The 21,846-nt window shown below is 71.7% G+C and carries 25 protein-coding genes, 1 tRNA gene, 1 other RNA gene and 1 riboswitch; of the genes, 23 read left to right on the forward strand and 4 right to left on the reverse strand.

Translation table 11 applies throughout. From position 1 onward, the window contains the following. The 3 genes from EPD65_RS06895 to cobC are packed head-to-tail and all read left to right on the forward strand — an operon-like array spanning position 1 to position 3,133. A complete protein-coding gene (locus EPD65_RS06895; protein ID WP_243640490.1) occupies positions 1-1,401 on the forward strand; it encodes a cobyrinic acid a,c-diamide synthase CobB in 1,401 nt (466 codons plus the stop codon). Continuing rightward, positions 1,398-1,694, forward strand: coding sequence for a DUF1905 domain-containing protein (locus EPD65_RS06900; RefSeq protein ID WP_131582529.1), 297 nt, complete (start codon positions 1,398-1,400; stop codon positions 1,692-1,694). Before EPD65_RS06895 ends, EPD65_RS06900 begins: the two co-directional genes overlap by 4 nt. Beyond that, the gene (cobC, locus tag EPD65_RS06905; RefSeq protein ID WP_131582530.1) at positions 1,691-3,133 is read left to right on the forward strand and encodes an Rv2231c family histidinol phosphate aminotransferase CobC; all 1,443 of its coding nucleotides are present in this window, start codon (positions 1,691-1,693) and stop codon (positions 3,131-3,133) included. The genes EPD65_RS06900 and cobC overlap by 4 nt, the downstream gene beginning before the upstream one ends. 11 nt (positions 3,134-3,144) lie before the next feature. On the opposite strand, the gene EPD65_RS16210 is transcribed toward cobC, so the two are convergent. Further along, positions 3,145-3,321: a hypothetical protein gene (locus EPD65_RS16210; protein WP_165872920.1), complete on the reverse strand. Its 177-nt coding sequence runs from the start codon at positions 3,319-3,321 to the stop codon at positions 3,145-3,147. 181 nt (positions 3,322-3,502) lie between these two features. On the opposite strand from EPD65_RS16210, the gene EPD65_RS06910 reads away from it, so the two are divergent. The 9 genes from EPD65_RS06910 (at position 3,503) to EPD65_RS06950 (ending at position 9,453) form a co-directional block, all read left to right on the forward strand. Further along, on the forward strand, positions 3,503-3,691 hold the full coding sequence (locus tag EPD65_RS06910; RefSeq protein ID WP_131582532.1) for a hypothetical protein: 189 nt from the start codon (positions 3,503-3,505) through the stop codon (positions 3,689-3,691). Positions 3,692-3,822: 131 nt separating this feature from the next. Continuing rightward, positions 3,823-3,991, forward strand: a riboswitch (cobalamin riboswitch). A gap of 22 nt (positions 3,992-4,013) precedes the next feature. Next, entirely contained in the window at positions 4,014-4,199 is a 186-nt protein-coding gene (locus tag EPD65_RS06915; protein WP_131582533.1) for a CbtB domain-containing protein, read from the forward strand. Beyond that, on the forward strand, positions 4,199-5,002 hold the full coding sequence (locus tag EPD65_RS06920) for a CbtA family protein (protein WP_131582535.1): 804 nt from the start codon (positions 4,199-4,201) through the stop codon (positions 5,000-5,002). Before EPD65_RS06915 ends, EPD65_RS06920 begins: the two co-directional genes overlap by 1 nt. After that, a complete protein-coding gene (locus EPD65_RS06925) occupies positions 4,999-5,376 on the forward strand; it encodes a (2Fe-2S) ferredoxin domain-containing protein (protein ID WP_207891436.1) in 378 nt (125 codons plus the stop codon). The genes EPD65_RS06920 and EPD65_RS06925 overlap by 4 nt, the downstream gene beginning before the upstream one ends. Positions 5,377-5,422: 46 nt before the next feature. Next, on the forward strand, positions 5,423-6,049 hold the full coding sequence (locus tag EPD65_RS06930) for a TetR/AcrR family transcriptional regulator (RefSeq protein WP_131582537.1): 627 nt from the start codon (positions 5,423-5,425) through the stop codon (positions 6,047-6,049). Continuing rightward, positions 6,046-6,516 carry a hypothetical protein gene (locus EPD65_RS06935; RefSeq protein ID WP_131582539.1) on the forward strand — a complete coding sequence of 157 codons (471 nt, stop codon included), beginning with the start codon at positions 6,046-6,048 and terminating at the stop codon, positions 6,514-6,516. Before EPD65_RS06930 ends, EPD65_RS06935 begins: the two co-directional genes overlap by 4 nt. Positions 6,517-6,535: 19 nt before the next feature. Continuing rightward, the gene (locus EPD65_RS06940; RefSeq protein WP_131582541.1) at positions 6,536-7,264 is read left to right on the forward strand and encodes an acyltransferase; all 729 of its coding nucleotides are present in this window, start codon (positions 6,536-6,538) and stop codon (positions 7,262-7,264) included. 69 nt (positions 7,265-7,333) lie between these two features. After that, positions 7,334-8,203, forward strand: a complete 870-nt coding sequence (locus EPD65_RS06945; RefSeq protein WP_131582543.1) for an alpha/beta fold hydrolase — start codon at positions 7,334-7,336, stop codon at positions 8,201-8,203. Between the two features lie 68 nt (positions 8,204-8,271). Then, on the forward strand, positions 8,272-9,453 hold the full coding sequence (locus tag EPD65_RS06950) for a serine/threonine-protein kinase (RefSeq protein WP_131582544.1): 1,182 nt from the start codon (positions 8,272-8,274) through the stop codon (positions 9,451-9,453). 78 nt (positions 9,454-9,531) lie between these two features. Here EPD65_RS06950 and EPD65_RS06955 read toward each other — a convergent pair whose 3' ends face one another. Further along, complete coding sequence (locus EPD65_RS06955) at positions 9,532-9,981, reverse strand: cyclic nucleotide-binding domain-containing protein (RefSeq protein ID WP_131582546.1); 450 nt, start codon at positions 9,979-9,981, stop codon at positions 9,532-9,534. Between the two features lie 137 nt (positions 9,982-10,118). Beyond that, positions 10,119-10,685 (reverse strand): TetR/AcrR family transcriptional regulator, encoded by a 567-nt coding sequence (locus tag EPD65_RS06960; RefSeq protein WP_131582548.1) that lies wholly within the window; start codon positions 10,683-10,685, stop codon positions 10,119-10,121. Between the two features lie 93 nt (positions 10,686-10,778). Between EPD65_RS06960 and EPD65_RS06965 the strand changes: the two genes are divergently transcribed. Genes EPD65_RS06965 through EPD65_RS06980 form a run of 4 tightly spaced genes read left to right on the forward strand, consistent with a single transcriptional unit; the run spans position 10,779 to position 14,539 of the window. Continuing rightward, positions 10,779-12,029, forward strand: coding sequence for an NADH:flavin oxidoreductase/NADH oxidase family protein (locus EPD65_RS06965; RefSeq protein WP_131582550.1), 1,251 nt, complete (start codon positions 10,779-10,781; stop codon positions 12,027-12,029). A gap of 20 nt (positions 12,030-12,049) precedes the next feature. Further along, the gene (locus tag EPD65_RS06970; protein ID WP_131582552.1) at positions 12,050-12,709 is read left to right on the forward strand and encodes an enoyl-CoA hydratase-related protein; all 660 of its coding nucleotides are present in this window, start codon (positions 12,050-12,052) and stop codon (positions 12,707-12,709) included. A gap of 14 nt (positions 12,710-12,723) precedes the next feature. Further along, positions 12,724-13,665 (forward strand): oxygenase MpaB family protein, encoded by a 942-nt coding sequence (locus EPD65_RS06975; protein ID WP_165872921.1) that lies wholly within the window; start codon positions 12,724-12,726, stop codon positions 13,663-13,665. A 1-nt stretch (position 13,666) separates the two neighbouring features. Continuing rightward, a complete protein-coding gene (locus EPD65_RS06980; RefSeq protein ID WP_131582556.1) occupies positions 13,667-14,539 on the forward strand; it encodes an alpha/beta fold hydrolase in 873 nt (290 codons plus the stop codon). A gap of 61 nt (positions 14,540-14,600) precedes the next feature. On the opposite strand, the gene EPD65_RS06985 is transcribed toward EPD65_RS06980, so the two are convergent. Next, the gene (locus tag EPD65_RS06985) at positions 14,601-16,049 is read right to left on the reverse strand and encodes an MFS transporter (protein WP_131582558.1); all 1,449 of its coding nucleotides are present in this window, start codon (positions 16,047-16,049) and stop codon (positions 14,601-14,603) included. A gap of 97 nt (positions 16,050-16,146) precedes the next feature. Here EPD65_RS06985 and EPD65_RS06990 point away from each other — a divergent pair, with 97 nt between their 5' ends. The 7 genes from EPD65_RS06990 to EPD65_RS07020 form a co-directional block, all read left to right on the forward strand. Next, the gene (locus tag EPD65_RS06990; RefSeq protein WP_131582560.1) at positions 16,147-16,773 is read left to right on the forward strand and encodes a TetR/AcrR family transcriptional regulator; all 627 of its coding nucleotides are present in this window, start codon (positions 16,147-16,149) and stop codon (positions 16,771-16,773) included. Positions 16,774-16,845: 72 nt separating this feature from the next. Beyond that, positions 16,846-16,934: transfer RNA gene (locus tag EPD65_RS06995), tRNA-Ser, on the forward strand. Positions 16,935-17,065: 131 nt separating this feature from the next. Continuing rightward, an RNA gene (gene ffs, locus EPD65_RS07000) (signal recognition particle sRNA small type) lies at positions 17,066-17,155 on the forward strand. 13 nt (positions 17,156-17,168) lie between these two features. Then, positions 17,169-18,338: a cation:proton antiporter gene (locus EPD65_RS07005; protein ID WP_131582562.1), complete on the forward strand. Its 1,170-nt coding sequence runs from the start codon at positions 17,169-17,171 to the stop codon at positions 18,336-18,338. Beyond that, positions 18,335-19,435: a DUF2252 family protein gene (locus EPD65_RS07010; RefSeq protein WP_131582564.1), complete on the forward strand. Its 1,101-nt coding sequence runs from the start codon at positions 18,335-18,337 to the stop codon at positions 19,433-19,435. The genes EPD65_RS07005 and EPD65_RS07010 overlap by 4 nt, the downstream gene beginning before the upstream one ends. A 9-nt stretch (positions 19,436-19,444) precedes the next feature. Continuing rightward, complete coding sequence (locus EPD65_RS07015; protein ID WP_131582566.1) at positions 19,445-20,404, forward strand: glycoside hydrolase family 25 domain-containing protein; 960 nt, start codon at positions 19,445-19,447, stop codon at positions 20,402-20,404. Positions 20,405-20,458: 54 nt separating this feature from the next. Beyond that, positions 20,459-21,846: DNA polymerase III subunit gamma and tau (locus EPD65_RS07020; protein ID WP_131582568.1), on the forward strand; the 1,388-nt coding region annotated here is incomplete at its 3' end.

Below are 21,846 nucleotides of genomic sequence, written 5' to 3' on the forward strand. Positions count from 1 at the left end.
GTGCTGACCGGCCTGCCCCGCTTCGTGGTTGCCGCGCCCGGCTCGGGGCACGGCAAGACGATGATCGCGACCGGCCTCATGGCGGCACTGCGCGCCCGGGGCCTCGAGGTGTCGCCGCACAAGGTCGGGCCCGACTACATCGACCCCTCGTATCACGGGCTCGCCGCGGGTCGCGTCGGTCGCAACCTCGACCCGATGCTGCAGGGTGAGGAGCGGATCGTGCCGCTTCTGCTCCACGGAGCGTCGACCCCGACGTTGGCCGACGTCGCCGTCATCGAGGGCGTCATGGGCCTCTTCGACGGCCAGCTCGGTGGCGCAGGTTTCTCGTCGACCGCGCACGTCGCCCGCCTCGTGCAGGCGCCGGTCGTGCTCGTCGTCGACTGCGCGGCTGCCTCCCGGTCGGTCGGTGCCGTGGTGCACGGCTTCACGACGTACGACCCCGACGTCCGCGTCGCCGGAGTCATCCTCAACAACGTCGCCTCGCCGCGCCACGAGGCCGAGGTCCGTGCCTCGATCGTCGGGATCCCGGTGCTCGGCGTCGTCCCGCGGCTGCCCGAGATCGTCGTCCCGTCTCGGCACCTGGGCCTGATCCCGGTCGCCGAGCGCGCTCCCGAGGCGCTCGCCGCCGTCGACGCCCTCGCTGACCTGATCGGCGCCCACGTCGACCTCGATGCCCTCCTCGAGCTCGCGGCCAGTGCGCCCGACCTCGACGCGGAGCCCTGGTCGCCCGCCATGCCCGGTGCTGGCGCGGAGAGCGCCGGCGAGCGTGTCGAGACCCCGACGGTCGCGGTCTTCGGCGGCCCCGCCTTCTCCTTCACGTACGCCGAGAACGTCGAGCAGCTCACCGCCGCCGGCGCCCACGTGGTGACCGTGGACCCGCTCGCCGGTGACCGGCTCCCGCTCGGGACCGCTGCCGTCGTCATCGGCGGCGGCTTCCCCGAGATGCACCTCGACGCGCTCGCTGCCAACGCGCAGCTGCTCGAGGACGTGCGGGCCTTCGCGGCAGCCGGCGGCCCGGCGGTTGCCGAGTGCGCGGGCCTGCTCTACCTCGGTCAGGTCCTCGACGGCGTCGAGATGGCCGGCGTCGTGCCGATGACCGCTGCGATGACGCGGCGGCTCACCCTCGGCTACCGCCGCGCCACCGCGCTCGCCGACGGGCCGCTCGTGCGCAAGGGCGAGCAGGTGACCGGTCACGAGTTCCACAAGACCGCCGTCTCCTACGACGCACCCGGCCAGGAGACCTGGCAGTGGGAGCTCCACGACGGCACCTCCGCGACGGAGGGCTGGGTCAGCGGCAACGTCCACGCGTCGTACCTGCATGTCCACGGGGCCGGCCACCCGGAGCACGCCGAGCGCCTGGTCGCCCTCGCCCGGTCGTACGCCGCGAGCGTGCCCGCGTGAGCTGGACCTTCGACGCGGAGCTCTTCCGCTGGAAGTCGGACGCCTCCTGGTTCTTCGTCCGGCTCCCGCAGGAGCTCAGCGACGAGGTGCGTGACAGCCTGACCGCCCCGCCCGGGGGCTTCGGATCGGTCCGCGTCGTCGTGTCCATCGGCGGGAGCACGTGGGCGACGAGCCTCTTCCCCGAGGGCAAGGGCGGTCCCTACGTCCTGCCGGTCAAGAAGCCGGTCCGCATCGCCGAGGGCATCGACGACGGTGACGTGGTCACCGTCCGGATCGCGCTGGAGCAGGCGTGAGCGTCGTCCTGGGTGTCGGCGGTCGTGAGTCGGCCGCGCCGGAAGCGCTGCTCGCCCTCGCGCAGCAGGCGCTCGCCGACCACCGGATGACCTTCGCCGACGTCGACACGATCGCCACGATCGACCACCGAGCGGCCCACGCCGGGGTCGTCCTCCTCGCGGTCAGCGCGGACGCCGGCATCCGCCCCTTCGGGGCCCCAGAGCTCGCCACGCAGCCGGTCGACCACCCGAGCGACCGCGTCCAGCACCACAGCGGTACGCCGAGCGTCGCCGAGGCTGCCGTCCGCGCGTGCGGCGCCCTGCCCCTTGCTGCCCCGGTGAAGGCCGACGACTGGGTCGTCGTTGTCGGATCGTCAGAACCCGCGACTCGACCCGCCAAAACCCGGGTCTCGACGCGCCAAAACCCGGGTCTCGGCGACTACGCGCTGGGCCACCATGGCGACGTCGAGGTCGAGCCGGGCATGGTCGACTTCGCCGTCAACGTGCACGCCACGGAGCCGCCGGCGTTCCTCTCGGAGGCCCTGCGCGCCGCGATCGCCGACCTGGCCCGCTACCCGGATCCGGCGCGCGCCACGGCGGCCGTCGCCGCGGCCCACGGCATCGACCCGGCCAGCGTCCTGCTGACCCACGGTGCCGCGGAGGCGTTCGGCCTGGTCGCGCAGCAGCCATGGCGGCGTCCGGCGATCGTGCATCCCCAGTTCACCGAGCCGGAGGCGGCTCTCCGCGCGCACGGGCACGACCCGCGCCGCCTGCTGCTGTCGCCGGAGACCGGGTTCCGGCTCGATCAGGTCGACCCCGCCGACGCCGACCTCGTCGTCGTCGGCAACCCGACCAACCCGACGAGCGGCCTCCACCCGCGCGACGAGATCGAGAAGCTCGCCGGCGCGGCCACCGTGCTCGTCGACGAGGCCTTCCTCGACGTCGTCGAGGGCATCGAGGCGCCGGTCCACTCGCTGGTGCGTGACGCGGCCGAGGACCCGCGCTTCCTCGTCACGCGCAGCCTGACCAAGACCTACTCGATCGCGGGCCTGCGCATCGGCTACCTGGTCGGTCACCCCGACGTCCTGCGGCGCCTCGCTGCTCGCCGCAGCCCGTGGCCGGTCTCCACGCTCGCCGCTGCAGCAGCCGAGGCCTGTGTCAGCCCCGAGGGGCTGGCGTACGCCGCCCAGGTCCGCGCCGACCTGCCCGACCGCATTGCTGCACTTGTCCGGGCGCTGAGCATGCGCGGGTTCGCCATCGTGGACGACCCGCGTGGCCCGTTCGTCCTCGCCCGGCACCCCGATGCAGGCCGGATCCGTGAGGGGCTGAGGGAGCGGGGGATCGCGGTCCGGCGGGCCGACACGTTCCCGGGTCTCGACGCGACCTGGCTCCGCTTCGCCGCGCGTGGTCCCGAGGAGACCGCGGCGCTCGTCGCGGCGCTCGACCAGCTCGCCGGCTGACGGGTTCGCCGTCAGGCGGTCCAGCGCACCGCGTCGTCGAGGAAGTCGGCGACCGGGTGCACGCCGCGGAGCCACTCCTTCGCCTCCAGGAGCTGCACGAGGTCGCGTTCGCGACGCGCCTCGAGCCGCTCGCGGCGGGTGGGTGCGCCGGCCTCGGACCGCGCCTGGTCGATCGGGTGAATCGTCATTTCTGAAATGTATATCGAAACACTAGACAATTCGACGTGATGCAGGACTCAGGCGCTCTTACCGTCTTGTAACCCGCCGTGTACCGGGCGCTCATACGCGGCGAGCAGGCTCTAGGAGTCCGCACCAAGACACCGCACCGCAGTGCTGAACAACAGCAGTGCCGAACGCCAGGGGGCCACCATGACCATCCACCCCATCCGTCCCGCCACCAGCGAGGCCACCGCGCAGACCGAGTCGCTGACCCGTCGCGAGCGCCTCGAGACCCGCCACTCCCGCGAGATCGTGGAGCTGCTCGACCGGAAGAACGAGCTCCGTGGCGTCCACGCCATGGCCGACTTCCTCGACGACGCGGTGCGCTGGAGCGCCTGACCGTACGCCGTCGCTGGCGAGCCGGGAGACCTGCGGGTCCCCGGCTCGTCGCGCGTCCGGGCGGCCCTCGCCGTACGCCGGAGGGGTCCTCGTACGTCGGACGGATCTGTCACGCGCGCCCGATTCGTGAGAGAGTGCCGCCAAGCTGCAGTGCACGGGAAGTCGGTGTGATTCCGACGTGGTCCTCGCCACTGTGACCGAGGAGTTCCCCCTCGACATGCCACTGGCCACCAGGCTGGGAAGGCGAGACGGGAGCACTGATCCGGAAGCCAGGAGACCGGCTGCAGCAGAACAATCCACGAGGTTTCTGGAAGGAATCACCATGACCCCCACGCAGCTCTCCGCGATCCGCGTCCCCGCCTGGGCCTGGGCCCTGCTGGCTCTCGCCGCGTTCGCCGTTCTCTTCGCCCTGCAGGCCAATGACGTCGTCATGGGTGCCGACAAGGCCATGTGGCTCCACGAGCTCACGCACGACGCGCGCCACGCCCTCGGCGTTCCCTGCCACTGATGTCCATCGGTGACCTGCTCCGCCGCGGACTTGCGGCCGGAGCCGCTGCTGGCTGCCTTGCCGCAGTCTGGTTGCTGCTGATCACCGAGCGCTTCATCAAGCAGGCGCTTCACATCGAGGACGTGCGCAACGCGCTCCACGAGGCGACCGTCAAGGCGCAGGGTGGCCACATCCACGGTGAGGACGAGCTGGTCACGCACACCCAGCAGATCGTCTTCGCGGTGATCGCCCTGGTCGTCGTCGGCGCGCTGCTCGGGCTCGTGTTCGCCGTCGTCTACGGAGCCGCCCGCAAGCGCCTCCCGGGCTACCACGACACGTCCAAGGCGCTGGCGCTCGGCGGTATCGCCTTCTTCGCGGTGACGCTCTTCCCGTTCATCGCGATCCCGGGCAACCCGCCGGCTGTCGGCGACCCGTCGACGATCAACGAGCGCACGGTGATCTACCTCGGCGCGATCGCGCTCGGCATCCTCCTGGTGCTGGCGGCGTTCGCTCTCGACAAGGTTCTCGCGGACTCCGTCCAGGCCGGTCTGCGCACCGTCCTCGTCCTGGCGTTCGTCGTGCTCGCCGGGATCGGGCTCCAGCTGCTCATCCCGAACACGCCGGACGCCATCCAGAGCAAGGACTTCGCGTTCAAGGGCAACCTGTCCTTCAACGCCTCGCCCGAGCTGATCTGGAACTTCCGGATGGCCTCCCTCGGTCAGTACGTCGTCCTGTGGGGCGCGATGGCAGCGATCTTCGGCGCCCTCGTCACCCGCAAGGCTGAGCAGTCCCTGACGGCCGACCGGGAGACCGTCTCCGCGTGAGCTCCGCCCCTGCAGTGCCCACCGTCACGCTCTGTCGTGACTGCTGCTGCGGGACGGCGCACAAGCATCCGGGCGTCGATCACGACGCCCAGGTCGAGGCGCTGCGAGAGGGCCTGTCCGACTCCGGTCGGGTGGTCGTCTCGCAGTGCCTCCTCGCTTGCGAGCGCTCGAACGTCGTCGTGGTCACGCCGACGCCCTCGGCCCGCAAGGCGGGTGCGAAGCCGGTCTGGCTCTCGCGCATCCTCTTCCCGGCCGAGACCCAGGCCGTCATCGACTGGGTGAAGGCGGGCGGCCCCGGCGTGGTCGACGTACCGACGCGGCTGCTCGGCAAGGTCGCTCCGCGCCCGGGTTTCTGGGAGTCCGACCCGTTCTGACCCGTTCTGGCCGACGCGTGCACGACGCACCGTTTAATCTTCACTGGTGTCCTCCACTCCCGAGTCTGCCGCTGATCGCAACGGCGAGCGCAACGCCGTACGCCGTCGGCTGCTGCTCGACGCCGGCGTCGCGCTGCTCGGCGCCGAGGAGGCCGGCGCGGTCAACGTGCGCGCGGCCTGCCGCCCCACGGGTGTCACCGAGCGCTACTTCTACGACATCTTCGGCACCCGCGACGCGTACGTGCGTGCCGTCTACGACGACGTCTGTGCCCAGGCAGCTGCGGCGCTGGTCGAGGCGTCCTCGGCCGGCGGCGACTTCCGTGCCCTGGCCACCAGCTCGGTCGAGGCGTTCGTCGGCCTGATGATCGACCGTCCCGACATGGGCCGGGTGCTGCTGCTCGCTCCCTATCGCGAGTCCGCGCTGGCCGAAGCCGGCCTCGGCCACATGCCGGAGTTCTTCGCTGTCGTCGCGGCCGCGATCCCCGAGTCGGTCGGTGCGGAATCGCGCCAGCTGCTCTCGATCGGGCTCGTCGGCGCGCTGACCTCGCTCTTCACGCAGTTCCTCGCCGGGGCCCTGCAGGTCAGCCGTGATGCCCTCGTGGCCCACTGTGTCGCGCTGATCGTCGACGCTGCCGAGGCGTCGACCCGCCGGATGGCGGATCCGGAGCGATGAGCGCGACGAAGACGGAGCGCGGCACATCGGCTCGAGCGGTGATCGGCTGGATCATCGCTGTGGTCGTCGCGGAGCTGCTGCTGATTGCCGGCGCCGTGACGCTCGTCCGCGGACTGCACCGACTCTCCTTCCCGGTGGGTGACGGGATGGTCACGAACATGGGCCCGTTCGAACGGATGGGTCGCAACCTGTGCGGCGACCGGATGGATGCGCTGGCGACCTTCGGGCTGCGCCACGGTGCCGGCGTTCTCGTGGCGGGCGGCGTCATCGCGGTCGTGGCAGCCCTGATGGTCCTCGTCGCCGCGGCCGTCGGCTGGAGCCGGCTGGCCGGCGCGCTCCTCGTCGTGGCCCTGGTCGTGACGATCGGGGCCGGGCTCCTCGTCCGCCACGCCGATCGGTCGTTCTGGAACGGGCCGTCGCCCAGCAGTGGCCTCTGGTCGGCGGCGTGCGACGGCTCGGCCACCTGACGGCCCTATCCTGACGCGCATGCCCTGGACGACTCGCGGAGACGCACTGCAGCCGGAGCATCGCGCCCGCCTGCTGGCGTCCGGCGTACTCGCGGAGGTGCTCGACGACGTGCCGCTCCGGGAGGTGACTGCGCCCCTTCCCGCGTGGTGGCACGACTACGGCAACGCGCTCTACCTGGCCGACCGGATGTCGATCCCGCAGGCGATGGTCGAGGTGCTGACCACGTACCCCTTCCGTGACGCATTGATCGTCTGCGCGACCGGCATGGAGTTCTTCTCGAGTGTCCTGGTCGGGGGAGACGGGGCGACGATCTTCGTCGGGCCGCACACGTTCATGACGGCCGCCGACCTCTACTGCGGCGCCGGATCGACCCTCGTCCTCAACTCGCACGTGGTGGCCACCGGCAAGGCGATCGTCGACGCCCGCAACGGCGGATCGATCGTGGCCCTGCCCGACCAGCTCTGGGCTGCCGGCGCCTACGTCGTCACCGACGACATGCACCGGCTCGAGGACCTGGAGACCGGAGCGCGTCTCAACGCCTACGGCGCGCACGTCCGCCTCGGTCGCCACGTGTGGCTCGGGCGGGACGCCATCGTCAGCGGTCACGTGGAGATCGGCGAGGGTGCCGTGGTCGGCATGCGCAGCCTGGTCCGCAACCAGAAGGTGCCTGCGCACACCGCCGTCGCCGGCACCCCGGCGCGGGTGATCCGCGAAGGCGTCACGTGGCAGGGCGAGGACACGCCCTGAGCGCTCACCGCCGGGCAGCGTGGCGCACGTCACCCACCCGGAGTGGCGTCAACCACTGTCTGTGACGTCATGTCGCGAGTAGCGTCGTTTGAGCCGGTCATCGCCGACCGGTTCCTGCTCGCGAAGGTTGGTCCGATGCTCGCCCACGAACGTCACGGCGCTGGTTCGCCCATCGTCCTCATCCACGGCATCGGCCACCGCCGCCAGGGTTGGGACCCGATCGTCCCGCTCCTGGTCGCCGCCGGCCACGAGGTGATCACGGTCGACCTGCCCGGTCACGGTGAGTCCCCGGCGTACGACGCGCAGGGCAAGGACGTGAAGACCTATCTCGCCGAGGTCTTCGACGAGCTCTACGACGACCTCGGCATCGACCGCCCGCACGTCGTCGGCAACAGCCTCGGTGGCCTGATCGCGCTCCAGGGTGCGATGAACGGCAATGCCGGCTCGGTCACCTGTCTGTCGCCCGCGGGCTTCTGGAAGAACGACCTCGACTTCCTCTACGTGCGTGGCCTCTTCCGCACGATGATCACCGCTGCGGGTCTGCTGGCGCCGGTCGCGCCGCGCCTGATGAAGCACACCTTCGGCAAGGCGCTCGGCTTCTCGTGGCTGGTGCAGCACCCGGGCCGCATCCCCGAGGACCACGCGCTCGGCGACTTCCGCAACATGCTGAAGGCGCGACCGGCCGTCAAGCAGCTCTTCCAGGGCGCGTACCGGTTCGAGGGCCCGCTGCCGGTCCCGGCGACGATCGCCTGGGCGGAGCACGACAAGGTCCTGCTGCCCTACCAGGGCCGCGTCGCGGAGCAGCGCCTGCCCGAGGCGTTCCACACGATCATGAAGGGCGTCGGCCACGTCCCGATGTCCGACAACCCCGAGCTGGTCGCCCGGGTCATCCTCGAGAGCGTCGCGCGTGCCGCGAAGGGCACCGGCGCTGCCGCCTGATCCCGACGTACGACGGAGCCCCGGTCGCCTTTGGCGTCCGGGGCTCCGCTGCGCTTAGGGTCCGGAGCATGACGGTGGGATCGGGGTCGCTGGTCGGAGAGCGGTATCGCCTCGGCGACTTGATCGGTCGCGGAGGGATGGCGGACGTCTACCGGGCCGTGGACGAGCGGCTCGGTCGCGCGGTCGCGGTGAAGGTGCTGCGGCTCCAGGCGGATGCCGGTCCGGACCGTGCGCGATTCAGCGGTGAGGCGCGGACGCTGGCCCGCCTGGGTCACCCGTCGATCGTCACCCTGCTCGACGCGGGGCTCGAGGACGCGCATCCGTGGATCGCGATGGAGCTCGTGGAGGGCACCACCCTGGGTCACTGGTTCGGTCGGGGCCCGCTCCGCGCCGCCGAGGTCGCCACCGTCGGCCAGCAGGTCGCGGAGTCGCTCGCCTACGCGCACGCCTCGGGTGTGGTCCACCGGGATGTGAAGCCCGGCAACATCCTGCTCGCCGGAGATCAGCGGGTGCTCCTCGCCGACTTCGGGATCGCCCACGTGCTCGACGGCGCGACCCGGCACACGGCCGTCGGTCAGTCCGTCGGATCGCCCGCGTGGCTCGCTCCGGAGCAGGCCGCGGCGGAGCCGGTCTCCAGCGCCACCGACGTCTACTCGCTCGGGCTGGTCCTGCTCGAGGCCCTCAGTGGCGAGCGCGCCTTCAGCGGTACGCCGACCGAGCTGGTGCATGCGCGGCTCGCGGCGCCGCCCGTCGTGCCGTCGAGCGTGCCGCCCGGCTGGGCGGCGCTGCTGGCTTCGATGACCGCGCTCGCGCCGGCCGACCGTCCGGCTGCCGCCGAGGTCGCCGCCCGGCTCGCGGCGTTCGACGGTGCCGACCTGCCGCCGGATCCGGACGCGACCGCGCCGTTCGCGGCGACGCGCGTCCTGCCGGCCGTCCGTGTGGCAGGGGCTGCCGCCGCGGGCTCGGCGCTCCTCGCGGCGCTCGCCACGGTGCCGCGACGCCTGCTGATTGCCGCCGCCGTCGCCCTTGCCCTGCTGCTCGTGCTGGTCCTCTGGCTCGCGCTGCGCGGCGATCCGGCGCCGGTGGCGCCGCACGTCAGCCCGTCGACGTCGGTCACGGTGAAGGCCTCGCCGACTCCGACGCACACGGCCGTGGCGACCCCGCCGCCGACGAAGCAACCGGTGCACTCGACGAAGAAGCCCCACGGCAAGCATGGCGCCAAGGGCAAGGGCGGCAAGCGCAAGAAGTAAATGCGTCGTCCCCGCGCCCGGTGCTCTCGGGGAGCGGTGGGGGCGGGGACGACGGGTGGAGCGGTGGAGCCTCGCGCGTCAGGCGGCGTGCTTGGCCAGCGTCGCGTCGAGCGCGGCGCGGAAGGCCGGGACGTCGGCGTACAGCTGGGTGACGGCGTCCGCGGTGAAGTGCAGGACCTCGAGCGGGGTGGCCGCGACGACGGTCGCCGAGCGCAGCTTGTGCTCGAGGATCGCCTTCTCGCCGACGACGTCGCCGGCGCCCAGGCGCACGGTCTTGCCGTCGGTCAGCTTGATGTCGACCTCGCCGGAGAGGATGACGTACGCCTTGTCGGCGGGCGTCTTCGCCCAGATCAGCGACCAGCCGGCCGGAGCGTCGAGCTCGACGCCCGAGGCAGCGATCGTGAGCAGGTCGCCACGGTCGGCGTCCTGGAAGAGCGGGAAGGTGCCGAGGCGCGAGGCGATACGGGCGCCGTCAGCGTTGAGGCTGGGGGTGCCCTGCGTGCGGAGGGCGCGATTTGCAGCGTTCATTGGTCACTCCTTTGTGAGTGGTGAACAGCAGGTGAACTCAGTGATCACCCGTTCACTGAAACTCTCCTCCACTGCGGTTACGAGAGCAAGCAAATGCGGTGTGACCTGCGTCTTTGCCCTGTGACCTGGGGCACTGGTCAGCGCGCGGCAGGCGCCGTCAGAAGGGGGAGCAGGTGCTGCTTCGTCTGCTCCAGCGGCTCGGTCGAGCGCGTCGCCCGCGCGTGCATGAGTGCCCCTTCGTAGCTGCTCACGACGAACCCGGCGAGCGAGGCTGCCGCTTCGGGGGAATGTCCCTCGCGGACCAGGTGCTCGGCGAGGGCGGCAGACCAGGAGGCGAACGTCGTGCCCGCAGCGTCGATCACGATCGCCGCGTCGGCGGGGGCGAGGGCGGCCGCGCCGACCGGGCAGCCCAGGCGGAAGCCGGTCGCGGCGGCGTTGCTGATCGAGCCGTCGAAAAATGCGGCCATGCCCTCGGCGACGCTTGCGCCCTCGGCGCCGCGGATGCCGGACTCGATGAAGCGGCCAGCGGCCAAGGTGGAGGCCTCGATGAGCTCGTGCTTGCCGCCGGGGAAGTGCTGGTAGAGCGAACGCCGCGCGGTGCAGCCGCGCTCGAGGAGCTCGGTGAGGCCGGTGCCTTCGACGCCCTTCTCGCGGACCAGCTCGATGGCTGCGCTGATCAGGCGCGAGCGTGGACCCTGTGCCATGGCTGCTCCCTTCTGTGTCGCACGTTACCTAGACCTGATGTCTCAGACATGTTTTCCTCTGTAGACCATTCAGTCTACCCCGAGGACCTGCCGATGACCTCCGACATCGTGGCACCGTCACGCGCGCTCCTGGCGGAGCCGCTCGTCCTTCCGAACGGATTCGTCGTCCCGAACCGGCTCGCGAAGGCCGCCCTGAGCGAAGGACTGGGTCGTCGCGACTTCACGCCCGGCACCCGGATCAAGAACCTCTACCGCCGGTGGGCGGACAGCGGTGTCGGCCTCTCGATCACCGGCAACGTGATGGTCGATCGCACCGCGGTGGGGGAGCCCGGCAACGTCATCGTCGAGGATCGTCGTCATCTCGACGACCTGGCGGCTTGGGCCACGATCGCCAAGTCCGGTGGCTCGAAGGTCTGGGTGCAGATCAACCACCCCGGTCGGCAGACGCCGCGCACGCTGACCCCGCGGCCCGTTGCGCCGTCGGCCATCGCGATCCCCGGCACGGCGAAGATGTTCGCCCAGCCGCGGGCACTGAGCGATGCCGAGATCAGGGACATCATCCGGCGCTTCGCCACGACGGCTGCCGTGGTCACCGAGGCCGGCTTCGACGGCGTACAGATCCATGGTGCCCACGGCTACCTGGTGAGCCAGTTCCTCTCGCCGCTCTCCAACCAGCGCACCGACGACTGGGGAGGTACGCCGGAGAAGCGCCGCCGCTTCGTCCTCGAGGTCTTCCGGGCGATCCGTGCCGAGGTCGGTGCTGACGTGCCGGTCGGCATCAAGCTCAACTCGGCCGACTTCCAGAAGGGCGGCTTCTCGGAGGACGAGTCGCTCGAGGTCGTGCACGCGCTCGCCGCCGAGGGCATCGACCTGCTCGAGATCTCCGGCGGCACCTACACCTCGGCCGCGATGCTCGGCGTCGACGACTCCCTCAAGGAGAGCACCCGGCGTCGCGAGGCCTACTTCCTGGCGTACGCCGAACGGGTTCGCGCCGAGCGTCCCGAGCTGCCGCTCATGCTCACCGGTGGTTTCCGGACCGCCGACGGCATGGTCGACGCCCTCGCCTCGGGTGCGATCGACCTGATCGGTCTCGGTCGCCCGCTCGCGGTCCAGCCGGACTTCCCGGCCGACCTGCTGGCTGGCCGCGCCGACGCGAGCGTCGTGCACCCGCGACGCAGCGGCATCCGGCTGCTCGACAACCTCACCGAGCTCACCTACTACAGCGTCCAGATGTGGCGGATGGCGGCGGGCAAGGAGCCTGCGCCCGACCGTCACGCTGCGCTCAACGTCGCCCAGTACCTGTTCAACAACGGCCTCGAGAGCCTGCGCTCTCCGCGCGCCTGACCGGAAGAAGGACCAGTTCCATGCCTCAGCTCACCCTGATCGACGGGGTCCACGTCCTCGACCTCGGCGACTCCGAGAACCGTTTCGGCCCCGCGTGGATGTCCGAGGTCGAGGCCGCGCTCGACGCGGTCGTCGCTGCTCCGGCGCCACTCGTGGCGATCGGCTCCGGCAAGTTCTTCTCCAACGGCCTCGACCTCGACTGGGTGATGGCCAACGCCGACCAGCTCCCGGCGTACACGGCACGGGTGCAGGCGATCTTCGCCCGGGTCCTGACGCTGCCGGTCCCGACCGTCGCGGCGGTCAACGGACACGCTTTCGGTGCCGGCGCGATGCTGGCGCTGGCCTTTGACTGGCGCGTGATGCGCGAGGACCGCGGCTTCTTCTGCCTGCCCGAGGTGGACATCCAGATCCCGTTCACGACCGGCATGGCGGCGCTCATCCAGAGCAAGCTGACGCCGCGCGCCGCCGTGGACACGATGACCACCGGCCGTCGCTTCGGTGCTGCCGATGCCCTCGCCGCCGGGATCGTCGATGGTGTCGCCGCCGAGGACGACCTGCGCGCCGCGGCGACCGCCCTGGTCGCCCCGCTGGCCGGCAAGTCGCCGGAGACGCTCGGCCGGATCAAGGCGACGATGTTCGCCGACGCCGTGTGGGCGCTGGCTGAGGGGGATGCGCCGTGATGCCGGATGCCGTGGTGCCCCATGCCGCTGAGTCGGGTGGCTTCGCGCCGGTCCGCGCGGAGAGTCGGCCCGAGCTGCTGGCGCCGGGCACGCCGGGTCACCAGATCTTCGCCGAGCCGTTGATCGCGCTGTACGCCCTGCCGGGCTTCCTGTTGCCGCTGATGCACCCGGCGACGGCGGCCGCGACGGCGTCGAGCGACAAGGTGTTCGTCGACCCGAACGCGGACCTCGTCGACTTCGCCTGCCGGCTCCGCGACACCGTCGAGATGATCTCGGGTGTGGCGCACGCCGGCACCGAGGCCGACCACGTCGCGTACGCCATGCGTGAGCTGCACCGCCCGATGAAGGGTGAGGACACCCTCGGTGCGACGTACCACGCGTGGACCCGCGACATCTGGACGTGGAACTGGGCCGCGATCGTGGCCGGCTACATGCACGGCTACGGGCAGTTCCGCGGCTGGCCGTCGGCGTCGTTCCGTCAGGACGCCTACCTCGGCATGGTCGAGGCGGGCCGCCGCTTCGGCGTACTCGGCATGCCTGCGACGTACGAGGACTTCCTGGCCGAGTGGCCGACGCACCGTGACCGCGACGCCGACCCGCGCAACGTCGGTGTGCTGCGCCTGCTCGCGCTGCTCACGCCGAGCGGCCTGCCCCGCCCGCGGGGTTTCCGCTGGCTCCCGCTGCCGCTGTGGGCGGTGCTGTCGCTGCCGATCCGGCACTTCCTGCGGGTCGCGATCATCGGCGGGCTGACGGACGACGAACGCCGCATGATCGGGTTCCCTGCCCGTCGCCTGGACGGCCTCCGGGTCGGCGTGCACGTCGCCGTCTGGCGCTGCGTCCCGCGGGGGATGACCTACCGGTTCGGCCTGCTCTGGATGGCCGGCCGCGCGCGCTGGACGAAGCCGGTCTGGCGCACCCGCTTCTCCGCCGAGACCCTTGCCGCACGAAAGGCCTGACATGGAACGCCTCACCACCGCCGACGGCATCGAGCTCGCCGTCCAGGCCAGCGGCAACCCGGACGGTCCGACCGTCGTCCTCGTCCACGGCTTCCCTGACGACCACTCCGCGTGGGACGGCGTCGTCGACCGGCTGGCCGCCGATCACCGCGTCGTCACCTACGACACCCGCGGCACGGGTAGCTCGTCGCGCCCCCGGCGGATCGCCGACTACCGGCTGGATGAGCTCGCGGCTGATCTGCAGGCGGTGATCGATCACGTCGACACCGGCGACGGTGTGCACCTGGTCGGCCACGACTGGGGCTCGGTGCAGGGCTGGCACCTCGTCACGGGCGAGGGCGCCCGGGGTGTCCGCAGCTACACCTCGATCTCGGGAGGCTGCGTCGACCACATCCCGGGGTGGGTCGCCCGTCAGGCGAAGGCGCGCCGCTTCCGCGCGATCGCCGCGATGTGGAAGTCGCCGCTCTACATGGGGCTCTTCTCGATTCCGCTGCTGGCGCCGCTGCTGGCCCGGCTCGGGGTGTTCGACCCGACGATCCGGCTGGCGCTCAACGTCTTCGAGCGGCCCGAGCAGGGCGAGGGGACGCGACCGGGGCCGAGCGCTCGCCGCAACGCCCCCTCCATCCGGATCTACGCCGCCAACGTGTTCCCGCGCCTGCTCCGCCCCGATGGCCGCGGTGGCACCGACGTACCCGTGCAGGTGCTGACGCCGCTGTGCGACATCTTCGTTCCGGCCGTCACGCAGGGCGACCCGCATCCGGAGGTCCGCACCGTCGAGATCCGTGAGGTGCCGGGTGGCCACTGGGCGCCGACGTACAACCCGGGGGCAGTGGCTGGCCCGATCCGCGACTGGATCGCTCGCCACCCCGGCTGAGCGCAGACGCCAGACGAGCCCGGCAGGTCAGCAGACCTGCCGGGCTCGTGTGCGTTGTCGATCAGTGCGTGTCGCGACGGAGGCCGAACGCCGCCAGCAGCGCGGCAAGCGCGAAGCCGATCCCGCCGAGCACGAACGCCGTGACGTAGGCGCTCTCGCTGGGCAGCGCCACCGGGCCGCCGGGGGTCTGGAAGACCTGCGCCGATCCGGCCAGGATCGAGATGACGACCGCCGAGCCGATCGCACCGCCGACGGTGCGCATGATCGAGTTCACCGAGTTGGCGACGCCGGTGTCCTGCGGGGCGACGTGCTGGACCAGCAGCGCGGGCATCGCGGCGTACGCCACCGCGATGGCGGCGTTGGCGGCGACCAGGGCGACGATGAACTCGAGGCTGTGCGCGTGGAGGAGTGACAGCGAGGTCATCGAGGCGATGCCGATGAGCGTCGAGCCGAGCAGCACGCGGCGCGCTCCGTGGCGGACGACGTAGCGGCCGGCGATCGGGCCCAGCGGGATCGCGAGCAGGGTGCCCGGCAGCATGTAGACGACGCTGGTGCGCAGGATGCTCGCGCCGAAGCCGTAGCCGGTCAGCGCCTCGGGGGCCTGGACGAAGTACGTCGCGCCGAGGAAGACGCTGAACATCGCGAAGCCGACGAACGCCGAGGCGAGGTTGGTCGCGAGCACGTCGCGGTGGGCGAGGACCGAGAGCTTGATCAGCGGGCTGCTCGAGCGCGCCTGGAGCAGGCCGAAGCCGAGCAGGATGACGGCCGAGGCGATGAAGAGACCGATCGTGCGGCCGGCGCTCCAGCCCCATTCGTGACCCTGGGAGACCGGGAGCAGCAGCGACACGAGGCCCGCGCCGAGGACGACGGCGCCGACGTAGTCGACCCGGCCGCCGAGGCCGGCGCGGCGGGGGAGAGCCTTCGCGCTCAGGCCGATCATGGCGACGGTCGCGGCGACGGTCAGCCAGAAGATGCGGTGGTAGTCGCCGTCGTTCTGGGTGAGGACGCCGGTGGCGACCAGGGCGAAGCCCGAGCCGAAGCCGAGCGCCGAGGCGGCGATGGACATGCCGTGGGCGATCTTCGCGGGCGGCAGCTCGTGGCGGAGGACCGAGATCGCGAGCGGGAAGAGGCCGAAGCTCGCTCCCTGCAGCGCGCGACCGGCGATCAGGACGCCGATCGAGTCGCCGAGGCTGGCGATGAGCGAGCCGATGAGGGTGAGTCCGAGCGCGACGAGGATGACGCGGCGGTTGCCGAAGACATCACCCAGGCGGCCGAACAGGGGGGTCACCGCGGACGCGGTCAGCATCGTCGCGGTGGCGACCCAGCCGACGGTGGTGGCCGACGTGTGCAGCTGCTGGCCGATGAGGGGCAGCGCCGGGATGACGACGGTCTGGATGAGGGAGAGCAGGAAGACGTTCGCCGCCATGGCGGGGAGGACGAGCCGTGAGTACGTCGCGGGGCCGGTCTGGGCCGAGGGCGCCTCGACGGCGGTGTCGAGGTGAGTGGTCATGAATCGAGAGTGACACAGAATTGACGCAGTGTCGAAAAGTGATGACGTGACGTCAAGCACGGTCGACAGTGCGTCGCGCCGACGTACACTGGCGAGCATGACGACCGAGACGACGACCCCCGTGCGTCGTCGTGGCGGCCCCACGAAGGGCGACCAGCGCGAGGCGCAGATCCTTGAGGCCGCGCGGGGGCTGCTGGGCGACCGGAGCGTCAACGACCTGACGGTCGACGCCATCGCCAAGGCGGCGGGCGTGACCCGCACGGCGTTCTACTTCTACTTCCCGACGAAGCACGCCGTCGTCGCGGCGATGCTCGACGGCCTGTGGGAGGAGTTCGGCGCGACGCACGCCTGGCTCTCCTCGACCGGGCCCGATGTGGCAGGTCTGCGTGAGCACCACCGCCAGACGGCGGCCGTGTGGCACGAGCACCGCGAGATCCTCACCTGCACGATGGGTCCGGTGGGCTACGAGCCTCTGGTCGAGTGGGTCGAGAAGGCGCGCTCGCGCTACGACGACGCACTGACCGCGAAGATCCAGCGCGACCGCGAGGCCGGTCTGGCTCCGGGCGGCGTCGATGCGGCCGTCCTCGCCGACATGGTCTCGGACCTGCGCACCGCCCGCTTCCGGCTGATGGCCCGCTCGAGCGGCGCACAGCTCGACAAGGCGCTCGACGAGCTGACCGAGGTCGTGCTGCGGATGATCTACGGCGAGGCCCCGCACGCCTGAGTGCTGCCCGGACCAGCGGTGCGTGCCCACGCGATTTCTCCCCGGGGTGCGCGGGCGGGTAGCCTCCTCCACGGATCTGTCGCCTAGTGGCCTATGGCGCACGGCTGGAATCCGTGTTGGGTTAATAGCCCTCGGGGGTTCGAATCCCCCCAGATCCGCCAGATGAGGGTCATCTGTGGCAGCGATGCCACGGATGACCCTCTCTTGTTGTCCGGCTCGTGCATCGGTGGCAGTGCTGCCGCGGATGCACCCGGAGTTGGGCCGTCGGCGGTCGCCCTCTAGACTTCGGGACAACCCCCCGTGCGGCGGCATCTCGCTGAATCCCCCAGGGCCGGAAGGCAGCAAGGGCAGGTGAGCTCTGTCGGGTGCACGGGGGGCCTTTGTATGTTCAGGTCATGACGTTCACGCAGCTCGCGGTGATCGGGCTCGTCGCCCTGGCCGGCCCCCTTCTCGCCGTACGACGCTCGTGGCATCTGCCGGTCGTCCTCGGTGAGCTCCTCGCGGGCATTGCGATCGGCCGCACCGGTCTCGCGTACGTCGACCCGTCGGACCCGACGTTCACCTTCCTGGCCGACATCGGCTTCGCGCTGGTGATGTTCGTGGCCGGCACGCACGTGCCGGTGCGCGACCCCGCGCTGCGGCCGGCGCTGAGGTCCGGCGTCGTCCGCGCCGTGCTCGTCGGCCTCGCTGCGGCCGGGCTCGGCTGGGGCGTCGCGAACGTGTCCGGGGTCCACCACGCCCCGCTGTACGCCGTCCTCATGGCGTCCTCGTCAGCCGCGCTGATCCTGCCGGTCGTCGACTCGCTCGGCCTCGGCGGACCGGCGGTCATCGGAGTGCTGCCGCAGGTCGCGGTCGCCGACGCCGCCTGCATCGTGGCGCTCCCGCTGGTGATCGACCCGGCGCACGCGGGCCGGGCGGCTCTGGGCGCCGCGACGGTCATCGGGGTCGCGGCCGTCCTCTTCGTGGTCCTCCGCTGGCTCGAGCGCCGAGGCATCCGCGATGCCGTGCACGACGTGTCGGAGGAGCGGCTCTTCGCGGCCGAGCTGCGGATCCAGCTCGTCCTGCTCTTCGCGCTGGCGGCGCTCGCGCTCCAGATGCACGTCTCGATCATGCTGGCCGGCTTCGCCTTCGGCCTCGGCGTCGCGGCGGTCGGGGAGCCGCGCCGGCTTGCGAAGCAGCTCTTCGCGCTCACGGAGGGCTTCTTCGGTCCGCTCTTCTTCATCTGGCTCGGCGCGACGCTGAACCTCCGCGCCTTCGGCGACCACCCCGACATGGTGGTGCTCGGCCTGATGCTGGGGGCGGGCGCCGTGCTCGCCCACCTGGTCGCTCTGGCGCTGCGGCAGCCGGTCTCGCTGGCGCTGCTCGCGGCCGCGCAGCTCGGCGTACCCGTGGCGGCGGCGACGGTCGGCACCCAGCTCGGGGTGCTCCGGCCGGGAGAGGCGGCCGCGTTGATGCTCGGGGCGCTCGTGACGATCGCGGTGGCGGTGGCCGGAGGCGCCCTGGCGGCACGCGCCGGCCTCGTGGCCACCGCGCCGCACGAGCCGGCAGGGGCACCGGTCGCATGACGCCGGATCACAGCAAGCCCCGTCGTACGCCGCAGAGCGCCCGCGCCCTCACCTCGGCGTACGACGCGTGGCTTGCCGACCAGATCCCCGTCGTGGCCGCCGACATCACGACCAAGCATGCGCAGCTGGCAGCGGACCGGCTCCGCTTCCTCCGCGGCACCTACTACCTCTGGCTGGTGCGCGTCGCCGAGCAGGTGCCCTGGGTGCTGGAGACGACGCGGCTGCCCCTCGTCGGTGACCTCCACGTCGAGAACTTCGGCACCTGGCGCGACGGCCACGCCACCACGCGCTGGGGCGTCAACGACCTCGACGAGCTGGCCTGCGGCCCCTGGCTCCTCGACCTCTTACGGCTCGCGGTCTCCGCCCAGGTCGCTCCGCACGTGAAGGTCGCGGACGACGACGTGTGCGACCTCCTTCTCGACGGCTACGTCGCCGCGCGACCGACCGCGGGCCTCGACGTGAGCAGCGCCGGGGCGAAGCACCTCCGTGCCCTCCTCCCGGATCCGGTGGACGCCGAGCACTTCTACGGCAAGCTCCTGAAAGGCGCGCCCGCCGTCGTACCGGAGGCGGTGGCGACGGGTTCTGCCGCCACCGCGCCGGCAGGCTGGCAGCCGACCTGGCACGTGCACGCGGCCGGCACCGGCTCGCTCGGTCACCGTCGCATCGTCGGCGTCGGCCGAGCCGCCGACGGCACGTGGCATGCGCGCGAGGCCAAGGAGATGGGACCGGGCACGGCGGTCTGGGCCGCGACGCAGGTCGGCAGGATGCCGCGGCCGGATGCCTCGTTGTTCGGCGCGGTGACGCAGCAGCTGGACTCCTCGCCCGACGCGATCCGTGTGGCCGGGTGGCAGGTGCGCGACCTGGCCCCCGACCTGGCCCGGATCGACCTCCCCGGGCTTCGCCGCAAGGACGGCGGCCAGCTGCTCGGGTCGATGGCGGCGGCCACGGTCGACGTGCACGGTGTGGATCGTGCGGCGCAGAAGAAGGCGCGAGCGGAGGCGAAGGCGATGGACCGCTCCCGCTTCGCCGACGCGGTGGCGACGATGAAGCAGGTCGTTGTCAACGACCACCGGGCGTACGTCGGTGGGGCCACCTAGGCTCGTCACGTGCCGTCCCGCCTCGCGTTGTCCGCCGTCCTGCTCGCCGTCTCGGCTGCGCTGCTGGGCGGTTGCGGGGGAGCGCCGCCTGCCTCGCCGGCGACGTCTGCCACACCCGCGCACCCGGCGTCCGCGGCGACTCCCGCGCTGCCCGACATCTCGGTGCCGGCCAACCTCGACGACGTGATCGCCTCGGTCAACGCCCGGTCGGGCTCGACCGTGCCCGATGGCCCGGACCGTCGGGTCCTCGGCGCCGACGCGAGCTGGCCCCAGTGCCCGAAGGGGATGGGCATCCCGCAGAAGCAGTCCAAGGGCTCGCCCATGCCGACTGACGACGCGGAGTTCGTCGTCCTCGGGCTGACCAACGGGCCGAGCTTCACCCCGAACCCGTGCCTGGCCGACCAGGTCGCGTGGGCCCGTTCGCGCAGCCTCCTCGCGTCGGCGTACGCGGTGGTGTCGTGGCCGTCTCCGACCACGCTCGCGCAGGTCAAGGACGCCGGTCCGTACGACGGTGGCACGCACCTCGGGGCGCTGCACAACGCCGGCTACGCCGCCGCGGCGTACTCGGTGAAGACGATGCGCGCGGCCGGCCTGGACAGCCCCGCCGTCTGGGTCGACGTCGAGCCCGTGCCGGACTTCGACTGGAGCAGCAGCACCGCGGACAACGCCGCCGTGGTCGAGGGCACGGCCCGGGGCTACCGCGACGCGGGCCTCGAGGTCGGTTACTACTCGGTCGGCTCGCTGTGGAAGCGCGTCGTCGGTGCCCACACGACCGGTGGCGTGCCGGAGTGGCGCGCGGCCGGGGAGACGTCGATGGCCACGGCTCTGGCGCGCTGCGCCCCCTCCTGGTCGTACGGCGGAGGGCCGGGCGTCCTCGCCCAGTGGGTCGAGGACGGGCGCGACCGCGATGTCACCTGCCCGGGGCAGGGCGGGCGGCTGGGTCGCTGGTTCATCCCGTTGAAGCCGTGACCGGCGGGCGGCCCGTCATGGTGCGTGTCAGTGGTGGCAACTAGGGTTCAGGACGTGGAAGCACCCCTCGCGCTCTACCGGCGCTACCGGCCCGAGACGTTCGCCGAGGTCATCGGCCAGGACCACGTCACCGAGCCGCTGCGTGCTGCCCTCGCCAACAACCGCGTCAACCACGCCTATCTCTTCTCCGGCCCGCGTGGCTGTGGCAAGACGACGTCCGCGCGGATCCTGGCGCGCGCCCTCAACTGTGAGAAGGCGCCGATCGCCGACCCGTGCGGGGAGTGCGACTCGTGCCGTGACCTCGCGCGCGGAGGCCCGGGCTCGATCGACGTGATCGAGATCGACGCTGCCTCGCACGGTGGTGTCGACGACGCGCGTGACCTGCGGGAGAAGGCGTTCTTCGCCCCGGTCCGGAGCCGCTACAAGATCTACATCATCGACGAGGCCCACATGGTCACGACGCAGGGCTTCAACGCCCTGCTCAAGCTCGTCGAGGAGCCCCCGCCGCACCTGCGTTTCGTCTTCGCGACGACCGAGCCGGAGAAGGTCCTCCCGACCATCCGCTCACGGACGCACCACTACCCGTTCCGGCTGATCCCGCCCAAGCTCCTCACGGGTTACCTCGGCCAGCTCTGCGAGGCCGAGGGCGTCGCGATCGAGCAAGCAGCCCTGCCCCTCGTCGTCCGTGCCGGCGGTGGCTCGGCCCGCGACACCCTCTCCGTGCTCGACCAGCTGCTCGGCGGCGCCGGTGCAGAGGGCGTGACCTACGACCTCGCCGCAGGCCTGCTGGGCTACACGCCCGACTCGCTGCTCGACGAGGTCGTCGACGCCTTCGCGGCCCGTGACGGTGCCGGTGTCTTCGGCGTGGTCGACAAGGTCATCGAGACCGGCCAGGACCCGCGCCGCTTCACCGAGGACCTGCTGCGTCGCCTGCGCGACCTGGTCATCGTGGCCGCCGTCCCCGAGTCGCTGGCGACCGGTCTGATCGATGTCGCCGAGGATGCCGGTGAGCGGCTGCAGGCACAGGCCCAGCGCTTCGGAGCGATCGAGCTGTCGCGCGCGGCGGACCTGGTCGCCAAGGGCCTGACCGAGATGCGGGGCGCCACCGCGCCGCGTCTGCTCCTCGAGCTGATCTGCGCACGCGTGCTGCTTCCGGGTGCAGACGACACCTCCGACGGCGTTCTCGCGCGACTGGACCGGCTCGAGCGTCGGGCCTCCATGACCGGCGTCGGATCCGTTGCCGCGGCTCCGCAGCCGGTGAGTGGTGATGCTCCTGCGGGCGCGGAGCGTGCTGATGCGGCCGGTGCGACGCGCGCCGCCGTGGCCGAGGCCGGCCACGCGGTGGCCGATGCCGGAGCTGCCGTCGCGCAGCGTGGCGTCGGCGCCGCCCAGTCGGGTCTCGCCGCTGCGCGGGCCGCCGCACGTTCGGTTGCCGGCTCGGT

This window comes from Nocardioides jejuensis (assembly GCF_004337475.1).
In the GTDB taxonomy this organism is placed as follows: Bacteria; Actinomycetota; Actinomycetes; order Propionibacteriales; family Nocardioidaceae; genus Nocardioides; species Nocardioides jejuensis.

Bases quoted from the DNA above. Each gene is read 5' to 3' on its own strand.
- EPD65_RS06990 (WP_131582560.1), top strand. From the start codon at position 16,147: ATGACGACCGAGACGACGACCCCCGTGCGTCGTCGTGGCGGCCCCACG.
- EPD65_RS06960 (WP_131582548.1), bottom strand. From the start codon at position 10,685: ATGGCACAGGGTCCACGCTCGCGCCTGATCAGCGCAGCCATCGAGCTG.
- EPD65_RS06945 (WP_131582543.1), top strand. From the start codon at position 7,334: ATGTCGCGAGTAGCGTCGTTTGAGCCGGTCATCGCCGACCGGTTCCTG.
- EPD65_RS06980 (WP_131582556.1), top strand. From the start codon at position 13,667: ATGGAACGCCTCACCACCGCCGACGGCATCGAGCTCGCCGTCCAGGCC.
- EPD65_RS06915 (WP_131582533.1), top strand. From the start codon at position 4,014: ATGACCCCCACGCAGCTCTCCGCGATCCGCGTCCCCGCCTGGGCCTGG.
- EPD65_RS07010 (WP_131582564.1), top strand. From the start codon at position 18,335: ATGACGCCGGATCACAGCAAGCCCCGTCGTACGCCGCAGAGCGCCCGC.
- EPD65_RS07005 (WP_131582562.1), top strand. From the start codon at position 17,169: ATGACGTTCACGCAGCTCGCGGTGATCGGGCTCGTCGCCCTGGCCGGC.
- EPD65_RS06910 (WP_131582532.1), top strand. From the start codon at position 3,503: ATGACCATCCACCCCATCCGTCCCGCCACCAGCGAGGCCACCGCGCAG.
- EPD65_RS06965 (WP_131582550.1), top strand. From the start codon at position 10,779: ATGACCTCCGACATCGTGGCACCGTCACGCGCGCTCCTGGCGGAGCCG.
- EPD65_RS06920 (WP_131582535.1), top strand. From the start codon at position 4,199: ATGTCCATCGGTGACCTGCTCCGCCGCGGACTTGCGGCCGGAGCCGCT.
- EPD65_RS06950 (WP_131582544.1), top strand. From the start codon at position 8,272: ATGACGGTGGGATCGGGGTCGCTGGTCGGAGAGCGGTATCGCCTCGGC.
- EPD65_RS06940 (WP_131582541.1), top strand. From the start codon at position 6,536: ATGCCCTGGACGACTCGCGGAGACGCACTGCAGCCGGAGCATCGCGCC.
- EPD65_RS06985 (WP_131582558.1), bottom strand. From the start codon at position 16,049: ATGACCACTCACCTCGACACCGCCGTCGAGGCGCCCTCGGCCCAGACC.
- EPD65_RS16210 (WP_165872920.1), bottom strand. From the start codon at position 3,321: ATGACGATTCACCCGATCGACCAGGCGCGGTCCGAGGCCGGCGCACCC.
- EPD65_RS06955 (WP_131582546.1), bottom strand. From the start codon at position 9,981: ATGAACGCTGCAAATCGCGCCCTCCGCACGCAGGGCACCCCCAGCCTC.
- EPD65_RS06935 (WP_131582539.1), top strand. From the start codon at position 6,046: ATGAGCGCGACGAAGACGGAGCGCGGCACATCGGCTCGAGCGGTGATC.
- EPD65_RS06970 (WP_131582552.1), top strand. From the start codon at position 12,050: ATGCCTCAGCTCACCCTGATCGACGGGGTCCACGTCCTCGACCTCGGC.